Source organism: Klebsiella sp. P1CD1, from assembly GCF_003790505.1.
Lineage (GTDB): Bacteria > Pseudomonadota > Gammaproteobacteria > Enterobacterales > Enterobacteriaceae > Klebsiella > Klebsiella variicola.
The window spans coordinates 3,105,208-3,121,886 of sequence record NZ_CP033631.1 but is presented as its reverse complement, the minus strand read 5'-3'; the positions used below and the strand labels follow the sequence as shown (position 1 = coordinate 3,121,886).

Sequence of the window (16,679 nt, the reverse complement as noted above, 5' to 3'; positions counted from 1 at the left end):
TTAAAATAAAAATGAACATTTAATGCTGAATTTATCTATTATTTTCGTAACCGCATGAAAATAAATGTTTTTATTGAAATTTGCGATCGTTTTTAATGTTAACATAAGTATCTAAAATGTTATCGTGCATTTGTATTATGTAAATGCTATTTATTATTTTAATAATACAATAGAGGTAGCGATGTTATTGTTGGGGTTAAATAGTTTTATAACTAACGTAATTGATTTAGTAACTAAAAAACACGCTATATTATTGGCATGACAACAGGAATTAAAAAACCAAAACCATTAATGATTCCGTCACCCCATTCTGAGTTTTTAATATTTTAAAATCTGGAGCGTAACTTATGACCAGTAACGAACGAATTCTGCAGCCATTTACTTTACCAAATGGTACGGAGCTGAAAAACCGTTTGCTCATGGCGCCGATGACCACCTGCACCGGTTATTTCGATGGGACTGTCACCAGCGAGCTGGTGGAGTACTATCGCGCTCGCGCCGGCAGCATCGGCACCATTATTGTCGAGTGCTGCTTTATTGATGACTACGGCCTGGCCTTCCCGGGCGCGATCGGCATCGATAATGATGAAAAAATTGCCGGCCTGGCGAAAATCGCCGAGGCGATCAAAGCGCAAGGTTCAAAAGCGATTCTGCAGATCTATCACGGCGGACGCATGGTCGACCCGCAGCTGATCGGGGGGCGCCAGCCGGTGGCGCCAAGCGCTATTGCCGCGCCGCGTGAGGGCGCCGCGATGCCGCGGGCGCTGAGCGGAGAAGAAGTGGAAGGGATGATCGCCAAGTTTGGCGACGGCGTCCGTCGCGCCATTCTCGCCGGCTTTGACGGCGTCGAAATTCACGGCGCCAACACCTACCTTATCCAGCAGTTCTATTCACCGAACTCCAACCAGCGCGACGACGAGTGGGGCGGTAGCCGCGACAATCGCGCCCGTTTCCCGCTGGCGGTCCTCGACATCACCCACAAAATGGCCCGCCAGTACGCTGACGATGCCTTTATCATCGGCTATCGCTTCTCGCCGGAAGAGATGGAGGTCCCGGGGATCCGCTTCGACGACACCATGTATCTGCTGGAAAAGCTGGCTGCCCGCGGTGTCGATTATCTGCACTTCTCGGTGGGCGCGACCCTGCGTCCGTCTATCGTCGATACCAGCGATCCAACACCGCTGATCGAGAAATACTGCGCGATGCGCTCTGAAACCCTGGCTCAGGTGCCGGTGATGGGCGTCGGCGGGGTGGTTAACGTTGCTGATGCCGAGCTGGGCCTCGATCACGGTTATGACCTGATCGCCGTGGGCCGCGCCTGCATCGCCTATCCGGACTGGGCGGCACGCATCGCCGCCGGTGAAGAGCTGGAGCTGTTTATCGACAGCACCCAGCGCGAGGCGCTGCACATTCCGGAACCGCTGTGGCGCTTCTCGCTGGTGGAAGCGATGATCCGCGACATGAGCATGGGCGACGCTAAATTTAAGCCGGGGATGTTTGTTGAAACCGTTCAGGATGACGCCAATGAACTGGTGATCAACGTTAGCCTCGAAAATGATCATATTGCCGATATTGAACTGGCGGCGAGCCCGGTGCAGACCGTCGAGTTCACCACCAGCTTCGAAGAGATCCGCGAACGTATTCTGACCGCCAACACCCCGCACGTGGACGCCATTTCCGGTGCTACCAGCCAGAGCGAAGCGGTGAAAAAAGCGGTCGCTAAAGCGATGCTGAAATCCAGCAAAGCGCTGGCAGCGGAAGAGGGCGGCAATGACGCCGCGCCGAAAAGTTATGACGTGGTGGTGGTCGGCAGCGGCGGCGCCGGCCTGGCGGCAGCCATTCAGGCTCACGACGAAGGCGCCAGCGTCCTGATCGTCGAAAAAATGCCGACCATTGGCGGCAACACCATCAAGGCTTCCGCCGGGATGAACGCCGCGGAAACTCGCTTCCAGCGGGTCAAAGGTATTCAGGACAGTAAAGAGTTGTTCTATCAGGAAACCCTGAAGGGCGGCCACAATAAAAACAACCCGCAGCTGCTGCGTCGCTTCGTGGAGAATGCGCCGCAAGCCATTGAGTGGCTGGCGGACCGCGGCATTATGCTCAACGACATCACCACCACCGGCGGGATGAGCATTGACCGTACCCACCGTCCGCGCGACGGATCAGCGGTCGGCGGCTATCTGATTAGCGGCCTGGTGCGCAACATCACCAAACGCGGGATCGACGTCCTGCTGGATACCTCGGTGGAAGAGATCCTGATGAGCGGGGATGAGGTGAGCGGTGTACGTCTGGTCAACGACGAAAAAGAAGTCATTGAAGTACAGACCAAAAGCATCGTAGTGGCCACCGGCGGCTTCAGCGCCAACAGCGCGATGGTGGTGAAGTATCGTCCGGACCTCGAAGGCTTCGTCACCACCAACCACAAAGGGGCAACCGGGAGTGGTATCGCGCTGCTGGAACGCATCGGCGCTGGCACCGTGGATATGGGCGAAATTCAGATTCACCCCACCGTCGAACAGCAGACTTCGTACCTGATTTCCGAATCGATTCGCGGCGGCGGCGCTATTCTTGTTAACCAGCAGGGGAACCGCTTCTTTAACGAAATGGAGACCCGCGATAAAGTCTCGGCGGCGATTATCGCCCTGCCGGAACACTATGCGTACATTGTCTTTGACGAGCATGTGCGGGCGAAAAACAAAGCTGCCGATGAGTACATCGCCAAAGGCTTCGTCACCAGCGCCAGCTCCCCGCGTGAACTGGCGGAGAAACTGGGGATGGATTACCATGCCTTCCTCGCCACCCTCGAGTGTTACAACGGGGCAGTGGAAAAACAGCATGATGAACAGTTTGGCCGGACCACCGCGCTGCGCGCGCCGATTAACGAAGGCCCGTTCCATGCCATTCGCATCGCCCCCGGGGTGCACCACACCATGGGCGGCGTGACCATTAACACCGATGGCGAAGTGCTGAACGTTGACCAGCAGCCGATCCACGGCGCCTACGCCGCCGGTGAAGTGGTGGGCGGGATCCACGGCGGCAACCGCATCGGCGGTAACGCGGTCGCGGATATCATCATCTTCGGTACCCTCGCGGGCCACCAGGCGGCGAAACGTGCCAGAGGATAACAGGTAATTGCTGATGCCGGGCTGGTGCTTTTGCCGCCCGGCTTATCCCTTCTGAAGGAGAGCCCGATGTCCGATAACCGCGTCTATAGCTACTCCGCCGTCCTGATGGGTTCCCCCATTCTGCTCAAACTTTATTCCCACGATGAGGCGCTGGCCTCCCGCGTATTTCAGTTAATTAAACGCTACGAAGATCTGCTTACCGTTAACCGTGCCGAGTCGCAGGTGATGGATATCAACCATGCCGCCGGACGCCATCCGGTCACGGTCAGTCGCCCGGTCTTTCAGCTGATTCAGTGCGCCAAAGCCGCCAGCATGGTGCGCGACAGCGCCTTTAATCTTGCCATCGGCCCGCTGGTGAAGCTGTGGCGAATTGGTTTTCAGGGGCACAGCGTGCCTGACGCGGCTGATATCAGAGCCCGACTGGCGCTGACCCGCCCACAGGAGGTGATCCTCGATGAGACTACCTGTAGCGTGTTTCTCCAGCAGCCGGGGATGGAGTTGGATCTTGGGGCGATCGCCAAAGGCTATATCGCTGACCGCGTGCGCGATTATCTCCGTCAGCAGCAGGTGGCGAAGGCGCTGATCAATCTCGGCGGCAATGTGCATACCCTCGGCGAATGGACCATTGGCCTGAAAAAACCGTTTGCCGACGCGCAGGCGCTGATTGGCTCCCTGACGATCAACGGGCAGTCGGTGGTCACTTCCGGAACCTATGAACGTTATTTTGAGCAGGACGGCAAACGCTGGCACCATATTCTCGACCCGCGCAGCGGTTATCCGCTGGATAACGAACTCGACAGCGTGACAGTGATTTCCACGGATTCTTTAGACGGCGATATCTGGACTACGCTGCTGTTCGGCCTCGGCGTAGAGAAGGGCTGCGCAGCACTGCGTCAGCGTGAGGATATCGACGCGATTTTCGTCACCAAAAATCGCGACATCATTCTCTCATCGCCGCAGCGGCTGCGTTTTGCGCCGCTGGACAGCGGCTATCAGGTTATTGACTGTACTGCTTAAGCAAACTGTACTGTTCGGCGACCAGGCGGTAGCGATAGACCGGTCGCCCGGTAGCGCCGTAGTGGATAGTGGTGTAGAGGATATTGATCTGTGCCAGCCAAATCAGATATTTGCGGCACGAGACGCGGGAGATATTTACGGCCGCCGCCAGCTCATCGGTAGAGAATTCAACGTCCGGATGGGCGTCAATCCACTGGCAGAGCGTACGCAGCGTTTGCGCGGTTAGCCCCTTGGGCAGCTTGCGCGCGTCGCTGGCCTCCGGCGCGCCGCCGTGCAGCAGACGGTCGACGTCGGCCTGTTCGTAATACGGCTGGCCGGTCATCAGTTTACGCTTCTCCCGCCAGGTGGTGAGCGCCTCTTCAAAGCGCGGAAACTGGAAAGGTTTGATCAGGTAATCAACCACCCCGTAATGCATCGCGGTCTGCACCGTGGCGGCGTCTGCCGCCGAGGTGATCATGATGACATCGATAGCGCGCCCCGACTCGCGGATGGTCGGCAGTAGATCCAGCCCGCTGTCCTGTTGCATGTAGACATCCAGCAGCACCAGATCGATCTCCCGCTGCTTATCGTTAATCATCTCCTGGGCCTGACTGAGCGTCGAAGCGCTCCCGCTGCAACGAAAGCCGGGAACTCTTGCCACGTACAGGCGATTCAGTTCGGCCACCATCGCATCATCGTCAACAATCAACACATTTATCACGCACGTTTCCTTTTACTATCCCAGGGGAGATGAACAAAAAATTGGGTAAATACGCCGGGTTCCGACTCGACGGCGAGGGTGCCGCCCAGTTCGCGCAGCTGCTGGTTGGCGAGAAACAGCCCGACGCCACGATTCTCGCCTTTGGTGGAGAAACCTTTGTTAAAGATAGCGTCGATATTATTTTCCGGGATCCCCGGTCCGTCATCGCTCACTTCACCGCTTAGCCAGCCGTCCTGGTAGTGCAGCAGCAGGCCGATCTCACCCTCCGCCTGGCCGCTCATGGCGTCCAGCGCGTTCTCGATAAGATTGCCCAGCACCGTCACCAGTACCGTGACCTGCTTCTCGTTCGGGCAATCCGGCACCAGGCTCTCTTCCGCCAGCGTCAGCGTAAAGCCGCACTCGGTGGCGCGCTGAATTTTACTTATCAGGAAGCCCGCCACCACCGGGGATTTAATACGGTGCTGAATGTCGCCGATGTCCGCCTGATAGCGGTGGGCGGTCTGCAGCACGTATTCCTCGAGTTTGCCATAGCTTTTCATATTCAGCAGGCCGAGGATCACGTGCAGTTTATTCATAAATTCATGAGAGGTGGTGCGCAGGGCATCCACATAGCTCATCATGCCATCCAGCCGCTGCAGCAGCTGGCTCACCTCGGTCTTATCGCGGAAGGTACAGATGGCGCCGACCACCGATTCCTGGTTGCGAATGGGCACCGTATTGCCGATCAGCAACAGGCCATTGCATCCCAGTTCGCGGTCGTACATCGGCTCGCCGCTCTGCAAGACGGTCTGCAGGTCGGCCAGTAGCGGCGTGTGGGCGAGGGTTTTGTCCGGGCCGGAAAAGAGGATCTCCTGCGCCGCCGGGTTGATCAAATTGACTTCGCCGTGGGCATCGACGGCAACGACGCCCTCCTTCAGGGCGTGAAGCATGGCCTGACGCTGTTGAAACTGGGTGGAAATCTCCTGCGGCTCCAGCCCCAGCAGGACGCGCTTCAGACCGCGTACCAGGCTCCAGGTGCCCAGCGCGCAGACCAGCGCGCTGAACAGGATTGTCAGGAGCACGTCCCAGCGGCTGTTGGCGATCTGTTCGTCCACTTTACTCAGCGAAATGCCGACCACCACCACGCCAATTTGCTGGTGCTGGTCGTTGAACACCGGGGTGAATACCCGCAGCGCCGGGGCCAGCACGCCGTGGTTAATGGCAACGTTCTCTTTTCCCTGCAGCGTGGGCAGGATATCCCGGCCGATAAACCGCTTACCGATGATAGAGGTATCCGGATGCGAATAGCGAATACCGTGCATATCGGTGACGATAGCGTACAGCAGGTCGTTGCGCCGGGTGATGGCCTGCGCCAGCGGCTGAATGATCTGCTGCTGCGGGGGCGCCTCCAGTCCGCGCTTCACCTGCGGCATATCAGCCATGGTGCGCGCCACCGCCAGCGCGGTCTCTTTCAGACCGTCGCGGGTGGCATTGCTGATCTGCATATACCACAGGGCATAGACCAGCAGGAGCACGGCGCCGATGACGCTGCCAATCATCAAGGATACGGCGGTGCTCAGCTTTAACGGTAAGGCGCGTTGGCGAACGCGAGGCTGCTGCTCTGATGCCTTCATGACGATCCCGGATAGATTCAGTGAAGGCATATTATCGCCGATAGGACGGTTTTCATAAAGCCGTGTAATCAAAGCCAATCGAGGCGGTTTAGCCGATACGTAAACCGTTTCACATGCTCTGCCAGCAATCCTTCTGGCTGGCCATGCCAGCGGGCGGCGAAGATGAGACGTAAGACAGCATTGCTCATATAACCGACAATCGCCCGTAAACGAGCGTTGGGGACGGTAAACTGTGACCCCGACGGCGGTAAAGCACAGAACATTCCACTTATAGTGGCGGCAGAGGTTAAATAGACCTGGTGAATATAAGGATATGCATCAGGCCGCTGATGTCGCCGAGATGCGCTTTTTCTGTTGTAAATGGAGGTTGTTATGAACAGTTCGCTAACCGCTGCAATGCAGGCCCGCCGTCACCCGGATACCACTCACATCGATCGTCTCGCCACGGCAGACATGCTGGCGATGCTGCATCAGGATGATAAGCAGATATCGGAGGCGGTCGGCGCCTGCCTGCCGGACATCGCCCGGCTGATTGATGTCGCCACCGCGACGATGGGCCGGGGAGGGCGCCTGGTCATTATCGGCGCCGGGGCGTCAGGCCGGACGGCCATCGAGGCGGTCAGCGACTATTCGCCGGAAGGCAAACACGCGCTGGTGGGACTGATTGCCGGTGGGCAGACGGCGGCGATGGCCGAGCGGGAAACCGCAGCACATAATTATGACCTGGGCGCCTTTGAACTGCAGTCGCTGGACTTTTCCAACCACGATATGCTGCTGGCGTTGACCGTCAGCGGCAAGACGCCATGGGTGTGGGGCGCGATGCGCCACGCCTGGTCGCTGGGGGCCCCTATCGCTGTCGTCACTCAGCAGGCGGCCAGCGAGGCGGCGCAGCTGGCGGATATCATTATTGCCCCACAGACCGGGCCGGAAGCGGTGGCAGGCTTAGCCAATCCGAAGGCTCAACTGGCCCAGCGGCAGATCGTCAACATGCTGACGACCGCGCTCGCCATCCGTGACGGTCGGGTGTACAGCAATCTGCGGGTGGACGTGCAGGCTGACAATTCGCACTGGGCGGAGCGGCAGATAGCGATTGTCATGGCGGCCACCGACTGCACGCGCAGTGAAGCAAAAGCGGCACTGGCCAGCTGCCATCAGCACTGCCGCACCGCGATCCTGATGCTGCTCAGCGGGCTGGATGCCTGGCACGCGCGCGAGCTGCTGACGCAACATCATAATCACCTGCGTCTCGCCCTGCGCGAAGCACACCGCAGCAGCACGACTACTCCCGCCCATTAACCCCTCAGCCAGGCGCGCGCGATTGTCGTACGCGCCTGGACTTTATTAACTAAAAAAATCTCTATTTTTTATTTTTCTCAGCAATCAGGCTGAATTTTCGATCTTATTTTTCACCAGGTATCATTTTGATGTCTCGCTTTGCTTTTTTAAGTTAAATAATTATTTGATTAAAAATGCCAGAGTGTAAATGATATTTTAAAATAAAGTAAAAGTGCGTTAATATGCTGCCTCTTATTACCGTGTGCTACGTGATAATTCTATTATGCCTGCAATGAAAAAAACGATTATTTCCTTTACCGCATTAGCGATGTTCGTCAGCGCGGCGACGCATGCTGAAGCGGATACCTCTAAAAAAACCGACTTCCTGCTGATTGGCGGCGGGATCATGAGCGCCTCGCTCGGCACCTGGCTGCAGGCGCTGCAGCCGGACTGGAACCTGACCATGGTGGAGAAACTGGACGGCGTGGCCCTGGAATCTTCCAACGGCTGGAATAACGCCGGTACCGGCCATTCAGCGAATATGGAGCTGAACTATACCCCGGAACGAGCGGACGGGTCGATTGACGTCAGCAAAGCGCTGGATATTAACGAACAGTTTATGATTTCCCGTCAGTTCTGGTCGGCACAGGTGAAACGCGGTATTTTGCACGACCCGCACTCCTTTATTAACTCCACACCGCATATGAGTTTCGTGTGGGGCGATAATGTGGATTACCTGCAAAAACGTTATAACGCGCTGCAGCAGACTACCTTATTCCAGGGGATGAAATTCTCCACCGATCACGCGCAAATTAAACAGTGGGCGCCGCTGGTGATGGAAGGTCGCGATCCGCAGCAGAAAGTGGCCGCCACCTGGACGCCGGTGGGTACCGATGTCAACTACGGCGAAATTACCCGCCAGCTGATCGGCAGCCTGAAGAAAAATAACCACTTCACCCTGCAAACCTCCTCCGAGGTGACCGATTTCAAACGCAATGCTGACAACTCCTGGCACGTGACGATTAAGAACGTGCAGAGCGGGGAAGCGCAGACTATTGACGCCAAATACGTCTTTATCGGCGCCGGCGGCGGCGCGCTGAAGCTGCTGCAGAAAACCGGCATTCCGGAAGCGGATAACTATGCCGGTTTCCCGGTGGGCGGCTCGTTCCTGATGACCGAGAACCCGGCGGTCACCGCGCAGCATCTGGAGAAAGTCTATGGTCAGGCTTCGGTCGGCGCGCCGCCGATGTCGGTGCCGCATCTTGACGCTCGTTATCTCGACGGTAAGCGCGTGGTGCTGTTCGGGCCATTCGCCACCTTCTCGACCAAGTTCCTGAAAAATGGTTCGTTCTTTGACCTGCTCAGCACTACCACCACCGATAACGTGCTGCCGATGACCCACGTCGGTCTCGACAACTTCGATCTGGTGAAATATCTCGTCAGCCAGGTGATGCTCAGTGATGATGACCGTTTTGCTGCGCTGAAAGAGTACTACCCGGACGCGCGTAAAGAAGACTGGAAATTGATCCAGGCCGGTCAGCGCGTGCAGATCATCAAGAAAGACGAGGAGAAGGGCGGCGTTCTGAAGCTCGGTACCGAAGTGGTGGTCGATCAGCAGAAAACGATTTCTGCGCTGCTCGGCGCGTCGCCGGGGGCTTCCACCGCCGCGCCGATCACCCTGAACGTACTCAAGCAGATGTTCCCGCAGCAGTTTAACTCGCCGGAGTGGCAGAGCCGTATTCACGCTATCGTGCCGAGCTACGGTCAGAAGCTGAACGGTAACGTGGCGCTAACCCAGCAGGTATGGGATGACACCGCCGCGGCGCTGCAGCTGACTAAGCCGCCGGTGATCCAGATGCCAGCGGCTGCGCCAACCGCGACCGCCAAACCGGCTGAACCGCAGCGCGACGCCTCGCCGCAGCACGATATGGCGCTTTAAAAGCACATTCGTGCAGTGAACAAAAGGGAAGACCACGGTCTTCCCTTTTTTACATCCACTTTTCCCTGCCGCTATTTATGAATGATGCTCATCACCCTGTTATGATTTCCGGGGATTATCCGTTGCCCCGAAACCGGCTAAAATAGCCAGGCACTTCACCGCTTTCCTCTCCTTAACGGATACCATAATGACTTCATCGCATCAGCGCGCCACCAGCGGGGCGCTTTTTATTTTGATTTTAAGCGGCCTGATGGCCTTTACTTCGCTCTCCACCGATATCTATCTGCCGGCCATGCCGATGATGGCCGCGCAACTGCACGGCGATGCCGAACTGACGATCACCGGATTTCTGATTGGCTTTGCACTGGCGCAACTGGTGTGGGGGCCAATAAGCGACCGGCTGGGGCGTCGCACGCCGCTGTTCATCGGCATGGTGCTATTTATTATCGGCTCCGCCGGCTGCGCGCTGTCGACCACCATCGATCAGATTGTTTTCTGGCGCGTGTTTCAGGCGCTTGGCGCCTGCACTGGGCCGATGCTGGCAAGGGCGATGGTTCGCGATCTGTTTGCTCGTACCCGCGCCGCGCAGATGCTCTCGACGCTGACTATCGTGATGGCGATTGCGCCGATTGCCGGGCCGCTGATCGGCGGGCAGATGATTAAATTCACCAACTGGCACACTATTTTCTGGCTGCTGGTGGTGATTGGCGCTCTGATGTTTATCGCCTTGTGCTGGCTGCCGGAAACTCTGCCGCCAGAGCGTCGGCAGAAAGGATCGCCGCTTAGCGCGTTTCGCAATTACGCCGCGTTGGTAAAAAACCGGACGTTTATGCGTTATACCCTCAGTCTGACTTTCTTTTACGTCGCGGCTTACGCTTTTATCACCGGTTCGCCGGATGTCTATATTCGCTATTACGGCGTTGCGCCGCAGCACTACGGCTGGCTGTTCGCGGTCAATATCGTTGGGGTTATGCTGATGAGCGTGGTCAATCGTCGTCTGGTGCAGCGCCATGCGTTAGGTTCGCTGTTGAAGGCGGCGCTGGCGGTATCGGCGATTGCCGTCGTCGTGCTGGCAGCCGGCGTGCGTCTGCATATCGGCGGCGTGGTGCTGATTGTGGTGAGTATTTTCCTGTTCTTCTCAATGAATGGGGTGATTGCCGCCACCTCAACCGCTGCAGCGCTGGATGAGGCCGGTGAATATGCCGGTTCCGCTTCGGCGCTGATCGGCTCGCTGCAGTATGGCAGCGGCATTATCTCTTCGCTGTTGCTGGCATGGCTCCACGACGGTACGCCATGGACGATGGCGTGGATCATGGCCGCTTTTACGCTCGCCAGCCTGCTTTTGGCGTGGCTCCATCGGCGCGTCGATTAATGAATTGAGTTCATAGAGACAAGTTGATTTCCCGGCTGGCGAGTAAGCGAACCGACAACGCGGAGAATATTGACGATAATTAGCGGTTGCGGTCAAAACGGACGTGAGGGTTATTGTTATACTGCCTTGAATTACTGAAGAAAAACGATAACCAGGAGTGTGGAAGGGCTATGAAAGACGATATCAACCAGGAGATCACCTTCCGCAAGCTGTCGGTCTTTATGATGTTTATGGCGAAGGGCAATATCGCCAGAACCGCCGAAGCCATGAAGCTCAGCAGCGTTAGCGTGCACCGCGCGCTGCATACGCTCGAAGAGGGTGTCGGCTGCCCGCTGTTTGTTCACAAAGGGCGCAACCTGCTGCCGCTGCAGGCGGCGTGGACGCTGCTTGAATACTGCCAGGATGTGATGAGTCTGATGAGCCGTGGGCTTGAGGCGACGCGTAAAGTCGCCGGCGTCGGTCAGGGACGGTTGCGCATCGGTACCCTCTATTCGCTGACGCTGGAAACCGTTCCACGCATCATCATGGGGATGAAGCTGCGTCGCCCGGAGCTGGAGCTGGATCTGACCATGGGCTCTAACCAGATGCTGCTGGATATGCTGGAGGACGATGCGCTGGATGCTATCTTAATCGCCACCAATGAAGGCGAGTACAATCATTCGGCCTTCGACGTGGTGCCGCTGTTTGAAGATGATATCTTCCTCGCCGCGCCGGCGACGGAACAGCTGAATACCACTCAGCTTGCCGACCTGCGCGATTATGCCGATCGTAAGTTTGTTTCGCTGGCGGAAGGGTTTGCGACTTATGCCGGATTTCAGGAGGCCTTTCAGGTGGCCGGTTTTGAGCCGGAAATTGTGACCCGGGTGAATGATATCTTTTCGATGATAAGTCTGGTGCAGGCAGGCGTCGGCTTCGCGCTGCTGCCGGGACGCATGAAGAAAGTTTATGAAAACGATGTGCAGCTGTTAAAGCTGGCGGAACCCTATCAGATGCGCCAGCTGATCTCTATCGTCTATTCGCACCATCGCGAGCGCGATGCCGACCTGCTGGCGCTGGCGGCGGAAGGGCGGATGTACGCCCGCAGTATTAATCGCTAAGCCGCTGCGCCAGATGGCGGGCGACGTCTACGCCGCTGCGCTCCAGCGAAATGGTCTCGCCGCGCCAGCCCGCCTGGCGGGTCAGGCAGGTGAGCACCCCGCCGGGCGGCATCTCGATTGCCAGCCTGGCGTCGCGTTCATCGGCGGCGATCATCGCCTCCTGCCAGTGCACGGTGCGCGCCATGTTCATCGCCAGATCGTCAGCGATCCGCTGCGGATCCCATAGCACGCGCGCCGTCGAGCCGCTTAAATAGGCGCGCTGAGGGCGCGTTAAGGTGACGTCGGCAAAGGCTTTTGCCAGCGCTGCGGCGGGTTTATCAAGCAGTGCGCAGTGCGAGGGCACGCTGACCGCCAGCCGCTGGGCTTTACTGGCGCCAGCCCGCAGCGCCAGCTGCGCCACCTCGGCCATCGCCTCATCGCGCCCGGCGATCACGATCTGCGTTTCGGCGTTGAGGTTGGCGAGATAAACCTCGTGGCCCTGCATCAGCGCCTCAACCCGCGGGCGGGTCAGCCCCATAATCGCCGTCAGCCCGTAACCTTCGGGATAAGCCTGCTCCATTAAATCGCCGCGCAGCGCCACCAGCCGCAGCGCGCTGGCGAAATCGAGCGCGCCGGCAATCACCGCTGCCGGAAACGCGCCAATAGAGAGGCCGCTGACCATCTGCGGATCCACGCCCTGGCGCTGTAGCTCGCGCGCCCAGGCGACCCCGGCGATCAGCAGACAGAGTTGTACCGCACGGGTGTGTTTTAGCGCGTCGGCGCTATCGAGAGTAGCGACTTCATCCCCCAGCACGGCGCGCGCCTGGGTGAAGATAGCCTCGCGATCGGGGATGGCCGCCAGCATGCCGGGGCGCTGGCCGCCCTGACCGGGAAAAGTAAATAAAATCTTCATCATTCCTCCCTGTGCCACGGCGTCGCGGTTAAGCGTGCGCCATGGGATGTTTTCAGCAGCGCACGGCCATCGCGCAGCCACTCATTAAGGGCGAAGGCGCCGTAGGGCGTTTCTACCTGGGTATCGGCGCGGCACGGCAGTTGGGCCACACGGGCCTGCCATTCGCGCAGCGCCTCGCGATCCAGCGGCTGCGGCGCGCGGATCAGCAGATCCAGATCGCTTGCCGCATGGAGTACCGGGATCTCAGTGGCCAGCGCATAGCCGGTACTGCCGGTGACGCCCCAGCCCCAGGACCAGGGGTATAAGGTAAGGGCGATAGCCGCCTGAACCGGCGGCTGTGAAACAAAAGGGGAGCCCAGCAGACGCTCGCGCTCCACCAGCATTTCCGGCGTCACGCAGCGCACGATATTGTGCGCCTGGACCCAACCGGCGGCGCGCTGCTCGCGCTTCATGCCCCGCACCCCCACCGGGATGCGGGCCTGGTTATCAACGTCGCGTCTCACCACCACCGGCAGCGCGGCTCGCCACTGCTGAGCCACCCACGGCTCGGCAATCGCTTCCAGGGCGCTGGCGTGGTTTAACCAGAGTAAATCGTGGGGACGCGGCGTTGATGACATGGTTTACAGTCCTGAAGTCAAAGAGATAAACAGCGGTAGCGACAGGATACACAGAACCGAGCTTAACAGCAGCACGGCTTCAGCATCAGGAGACTGGACGCCGAAGCGGTTGCCGAAGACCACGCCGAAGAAGCCGGCGGCCAGGGCAATCATCAGGATCGCGGTAATGGCAATGGAACCGTGCAGACCCAGCAGCATCACCAGACCCCAGGCAATAAACGGCTGCACCAGCAGTTTTACGATGGTGGAAGTGGCGATCAGCGCATTGAGCTGCAGTTTACGTGCCGACAGGATCACCCCGGTGAGGAACAGCGCGGCGGCGGTGGCGGCCAGGCCCAGCGGTTTGATGGAGGCCAGCAGCATTTCCGGCATTTTAATGCCGATCGCGGAAAGCACCACCCCAAGCAGCGGGCCCCAGACGATCGGTTTTTTCACCGAACGCCACATCAGCACCGGCAGCATCGCCAGCGTAGAACCGCTGTTTTCACCTGCGGCGCGGGCTTTTTCACGTTCCAGAATCAGCAGGCAGAACGGGGTCATCAGTACCGAGCCGCAGGCGATAGAGACCGCCACCGACAGCGAGGTTGACGCGCCTTCACCCAGCACGCTGCCGAGGATCGGCAGACCCAACGCGGCATAGTTTGGCAGGGCGACGGTGAGGGTCAGCACCGCGGCATCCTGCGGCGTGCGTTTGAACACGCTGGTGGCGAGGAAGTAGATCGCGGCATAGGTGATCCACATCGCGCCGGTCAGCACCAGCACCAGCGGCGACTGGGCGACGATACCGGCCCACGGCGTTTGTACCGTGGCGCTAAACAGCGTGGCGGGTAAGGCAAAATCCATTACAAAGATATTGAGCAGGGAGACATTTTTATTATCTACCATCCCGGCCTTACCGGCCCAGAAGCCCAGCAGCATAATGACGAAAATCGGGGCAAGAGCATGAATAATCACATAAGTCATAAATCACCTGTAAATAAAATAGAGTACTGGCGCGATTGTTATTTTTTCTAAAAGCCGTCCCTTCCCGGAGCGTGTATTCCGCGCTCCGGGGGACAGCTTCCGGCAGGTTTTCTTCTACTACTTACGTACGAACGTCTTACCAGCTGGCGCGCATGCGATCGCGAACCAGTTGTGAGCTACGGCGGTTTTCCGCGCCCAGGCGGCACTTCAGCGAGGTATCTTTGCGCGCGTCAGCGATGGCGTCGCGCAGGGTACGGCTGACCAGCGACAGATCGCCTTCGTCTGGCGCATCCGGATGGCTGATATCGAGCAGGGCGGAGAGCAGGCCGAGCGTCGCATAGTTGCTGACGTCGTAGGCCATCGGCGGGATCGTCGCCGCCAGTTTCTCCAGCGCCTCTACGGTACGCAGCGTAATGCGCGCCGCCGATTCTTTCCCCATCGCGTGGACCAGCACGCCGCTATCGTTAAAGGCGATCAGGCGGTTGGCCTGGTAGCCGTGGGCCAGAAACGCCCCGGACATCGCTTTTCCGACAATCAGGCCAATCACCGGGTGGCCGGCAAGACGGGCTTTGGCATAGGCGCCTGCCGCCCCGGCCAGCGCCTGGTGGATGCCGAAAGCTTCTTCGCGGCGGCCATAGGCCTGGCTCGGGACATCAATTACCGCGACGATCGGCCGTTTGACAGGCTGGTCGGCGTCAGCGGCGATGGTTTCATTGACCACTTTCGCCAGCGTCCAGCCTTCCAGCAAGCCGACTTCGCCGCCGGCGGCGCGCGGGTAGTGGTTGTTGGCGTCTGGCACCACGGCGATAAAGCGGACGCTTTCGCCAGCAATCTGGCCATCTGCGACCTGCACCGACGGGCACAGACCACTCATCAGCGGCGCGTCGGGCGCCAGTTTATTCAGCCACAGCGCGGCGCGGTTTGGGAACTGACTCATTATTTATCCTCCCGGGCAAAAAGCTGTTTAATCTGCGCGGTATCCGCCTGCTGGCGGGTATCGAACTGGCTCAAGCGACGCAGATAATCGTCATAGTTGTCGCTACGGTGCTGGGCTGGTACGCCTTTGGCGGTCGCCTCATTCATTGCGGTTTTAACGGCATTAACGCCATCGTTAACCAGCGCGTCGACCAGGCCGCTGGCGGCGCGAATTTCACCCCCGGTCATGCTCCAGATAAACGGCCGGTTGCGGGAGTCGTACTCTTCAATGCCGGCTTCCTGCTCGATAACCTGCGGGCCGTTGAGGCCGAGACGGGCTTCACGGGTGACGATAAGGTAGCTGCACAGCGCCGCGGCGATGGACATGCCGCCGAAGCAGCCGACGGTACCGGTAATGATCCCGACGACCGGGGTGTAGCGGCGCAGGTCGACAATCGCGGCATGAATATCGGCGATGGCGGCCAGACCGAGGTTGGCCTCCTGCAGACGTACGCCGCCGGTTTCGAGGCACAGTACCGCCTGGGTCGGGATACCGTTGCGGTTATCTTCCGCCGCCAGCTCCAGTGCGGCGGCCATTTTGGCACCGGAGACTTCACCCATACTGCCGCCCTGGAAGGTGCCTTCGATGGCAATCACCACCGCAGGTTGGCCGTTGATCGTGCCTTTGGCGACCACCATACCGTCGTCGGACTGCGGGACGATTCCCTGTGCGCCGAGCCACGGCGACATAATGCCTTCAAACGGATCCAGCAGTTCGCGGTAGCTGCCATCGTCCAGCAGGGCGTGGGCGCGTTCGCGAGCGCGCAGTTCGATAAAGCTGCGATCGTTACGCATGAGCGGCCTCCTCAAAGACTTGTTCAATACGAATACGGGCGACGCCCGGCGTGGCGCCGAAGTCGTGGATAATCAACTGCCCGGCGGGCAGACCGTTGATCAGGTTTAACCTGTCGAACAGCGCCTGCCAGCGCGCCTGGCTGTTATCCACGGAGGTAGTGATCTGTACGTTGAGCGTGGCGCTCTGTGCGGCGGTATAAAGCACTTCCATATCGCCTGAACCTACGACCCCTGCCAATGCTTTGCCGCTGAGGGCGCGGTTGGCAGGAAATGACAATGTAATCTGTTCCATAACATCC

General features: G+C 58.6%; 14 protein-coding genes. 6 read left to right on the top strand and 8 right to left on the bottom strand.

Going from position 1 to position 16,679, the window contains the following annotated elements; genetic code table 11:
• Positions 1-347: 347 nt before the first annotated feature.
• Together DTA24_RS15625 and DTA24_RS15620 are read left to right on the top strand one after the other, a co-directional pair.
• Positions 348-3,125 (top strand): flavocytochrome c, encoded by a 2,778-nt coding sequence (locus tag DTA24_RS15625; RefSeq protein WP_032732931.1) that lies wholly within the window; start codon positions 348-350, stop codon positions 3,123-3,125.
• Positions 3,126-3,191: 66 nt separating this feature from the next.
• On the top strand, positions 3,192-4,142 hold the full coding sequence (locus DTA24_RS15620; RefSeq protein WP_060619328.1) for an FAD:protein FMN transferase: 951 nt from the start codon (positions 3,192-3,194) through the stop codon (positions 4,140-4,142).
• Here DTA24_RS15620 and dcuR read toward each other — a convergent pair.
• A complete protein-coding gene (dcuR, locus tag DTA24_RS15615) occupies positions 4,123-4,842 on the bottom strand; it encodes a two-component system response regulator DcuR (RefSeq protein ID WP_008805043.1) in 720 nt (239 codons plus the stop codon). The two genes, DTA24_RS15620 and dcuR, sit on opposite strands and share 20 nt — an antisense overlap.
• A complete protein-coding gene (locus DTA24_RS15610; RefSeq protein ID WP_032732932.1) occupies positions 4,839-6,455 on the bottom strand; it encodes a sensor histidine kinase in 1,617 nt (538 codons plus the stop codon). The genes dcuR and DTA24_RS15610 overlap by 4 nt, the downstream gene beginning before the upstream one ends.
• A 372-nt stretch (positions 6,456-6,827) precedes the next feature.
• Here DTA24_RS15610 and DTA24_RS15605 point away from each other — a divergent pair, with 372 nt between their 5' ends.
• From DTA24_RS15605 to DTA24_RS15590, 4 genes are all read left to right on the top strand, one after another.
• Positions 6,828-7,751 (top strand): N-acetylmuramic acid 6-phosphate etherase, encoded by a 924-nt coding sequence (locus tag DTA24_RS15605; protein WP_060619329.1) that lies wholly within the window; start codon positions 6,828-6,830, stop codon positions 7,749-7,751.
• Positions 7,752-8,058: 307 nt separating this feature from the next.
• Positions 8,059-9,669, top strand: a complete 1,611-nt coding sequence (gene mqo, locus DTA24_RS15600; RefSeq protein ID WP_264756987.1) for a malate dehydrogenase (quinone) — start codon at positions 8,059-8,061, stop codon at positions 9,667-9,669.
• A gap of 187 nt (positions 9,670-9,856) precedes the next feature.
• Positions 9,857-11,041, top strand: a complete 1,185-nt coding sequence (locus DTA24_RS15595) for a multidrug effflux MFS transporter (protein ID WP_023340078.1) — start codon at positions 9,857-9,859, stop codon at positions 11,039-11,041.
• 170 nt (positions 11,042-11,211) lie between these two features.
• Entirely contained in the window at positions 11,212-12,138 is a 927-nt protein-coding gene (locus DTA24_RS15590) for a LysR substrate-binding domain-containing protein (protein WP_008805039.1), read from the top strand.
• On the opposite strand, the gene mdcH is transcribed toward DTA24_RS15590, so the two are convergent.
• From mdcH to mdcC, 6 genes are all read right to left on the bottom strand, one after another.
• The gene (gene mdcH, locus DTA24_RS15585; RefSeq protein WP_012968320.1) at positions 12,128-13,030 is read right to left on the bottom strand and encodes a malonate decarboxylase subunit epsilon; all 903 of its coding nucleotides are present in this window, start codon (positions 13,028-13,030) and stop codon (positions 12,128-12,130) included. The genes DTA24_RS15590 and mdcH overlap by 11 nt on opposite strands.
• A complete protein-coding gene (locus DTA24_RS15580) occupies positions 13,030-13,647 on the bottom strand; it encodes a malonate decarboxylase holo-ACP synthase (RefSeq protein WP_022066048.1) in 618 nt (205 codons plus the stop codon). The genes mdcH and DTA24_RS15580 overlap by 1 nt, the downstream gene beginning before the upstream one ends.
• A gap of 3 nt (positions 13,648-13,650) precedes the next feature.
• Complete coding sequence (locus DTA24_RS15575) at positions 13,651-14,610, bottom strand: AEC family transporter (protein ID WP_012541868.1); 960 nt, start codon at positions 14,608-14,610, stop codon at positions 13,651-13,653.
• 136 nt (positions 14,611-14,746) lie between these two features.
• Positions 14,747-15,547, bottom strand: a complete 801-nt coding sequence (gene mdcE / locus DTA24_RS15570; RefSeq protein ID WP_038422479.1) for a biotin-independent malonate decarboxylase subunit gamma — start codon at positions 15,545-15,547, stop codon at positions 14,747-14,749.
• Positions 15,547-16,380 carry a biotin-independent malonate decarboxylase subunit beta gene (locus DTA24_RS15565; RefSeq protein WP_123836934.1) on the bottom strand — a complete coding sequence of 278 codons (834 nt, stop codon included), beginning with the start codon at positions 16,378-16,380 and terminating at the stop codon, positions 15,547-15,549. The genes mdcE and DTA24_RS15565 overlap by 1 nt, the downstream gene beginning before the upstream one ends.
• Positions 16,373-16,672 carry a malonate decarboxylase acyl carrier protein gene (gene mdcC / locus DTA24_RS15560; RefSeq protein WP_012541865.1) on the bottom strand — a complete coding sequence of 100 codons (300 nt, stop codon included), beginning with the start codon at positions 16,670-16,672 and terminating at the stop codon, positions 16,373-16,375. Before mdcC ends, DTA24_RS15565 begins: the two co-directional genes overlap by 8 nt.
• Positions 16,673-16,679 lie beyond the last annotated feature (7 nt).

What these genes read in the sequence shown, in the direction of transcription:
- DTA24_RS15625 (WP_032732931.1), top strand. Translation starts at nt 348, where the DNA reads ATGACCAGTAACGAACGAATTCTGCAGCCATTTACTTTACCAAATGGT.
- DTA24_RS15620 (WP_060619328.1), top strand. Translation starts at nt 3,192, where the DNA reads ATGTCCGATAACCGCGTCTATAGCTACTCCGCCGTCCTGATGGGTTCC.
- mqo (WP_264756987.1), top strand. Translation starts at nt 8,059, where the DNA reads ATGTTCGTCAGCGCGGCGACGCATGCTGAAGCGGATACCTCTAAAAAA.
- DTA24_RS15565 (WP_123836934.1), bottom strand. Translation starts at nt 16,380, where the DNA reads ATGCGTAACGATCGCAGCTTTATCGAACTGCGCGCTCGCGAACGCGCC.
- DTA24_RS15580 (WP_022066048.1), bottom strand. Translation starts at nt 13,647, where the DNA reads ATGTCATCAACGCCGCGTCCCCACGATTTACTCTGGTTAAACCACGCC.
- DTA24_RS15575 (WP_012541868.1), bottom strand. Translation starts at nt 14,610, where the DNA reads ATGACTTATGTGATTATTCATGCTCTTGCCCCGATTTTCGTCATTATG.
- DTA24_RS15595 (WP_023340078.1), top strand. Translation starts at nt 9,857, where the DNA reads ATGACTTCATCGCATCAGCGCGCCACCAGCGGGGCGCTTTTTATTTTG.
- DTA24_RS15590 (WP_008805039.1), top strand. Translation starts at nt 11,212, where the DNA reads ATGAAAGACGATATCAACCAGGAGATCACCTTCCGCAAGCTGTCGGTC.
- mdcC (WP_012541865.1), bottom strand. Translation starts at nt 16,672, where the DNA reads ATGGAACAGATTACATTGTCATTTCCTGCCAACCGCGCCCTCAGCGGC.
- mdcH (WP_012968320.1), bottom strand. Translation starts at nt 13,030, where the DNA reads ATGAAGATTTTATTTACTTTTCCCGGTCAGGGCGGCCAGCGCCCCGGC.
- DTA24_RS15610 (WP_032732932.1), bottom strand. Translation starts at nt 6,455, where the DNA reads ATGAAGGCATCAGAGCAGCAGCCTCGCGTTCGCCAACGCGCCTTACCG.
- DTA24_RS15605 (WP_060619329.1), top strand. Translation starts at nt 6,828, where the DNA reads ATGAACAGTTCGCTAACCGCTGCAATGCAGGCCCGCCGTCACCCGGAT.
- mdcE (WP_038422479.1), bottom strand. Translation starts at nt 15,547, where the DNA reads ATGAGTCAGTTCCCAAACCGCGCCGCGCTGTGGCTGAATAAACTGGCG.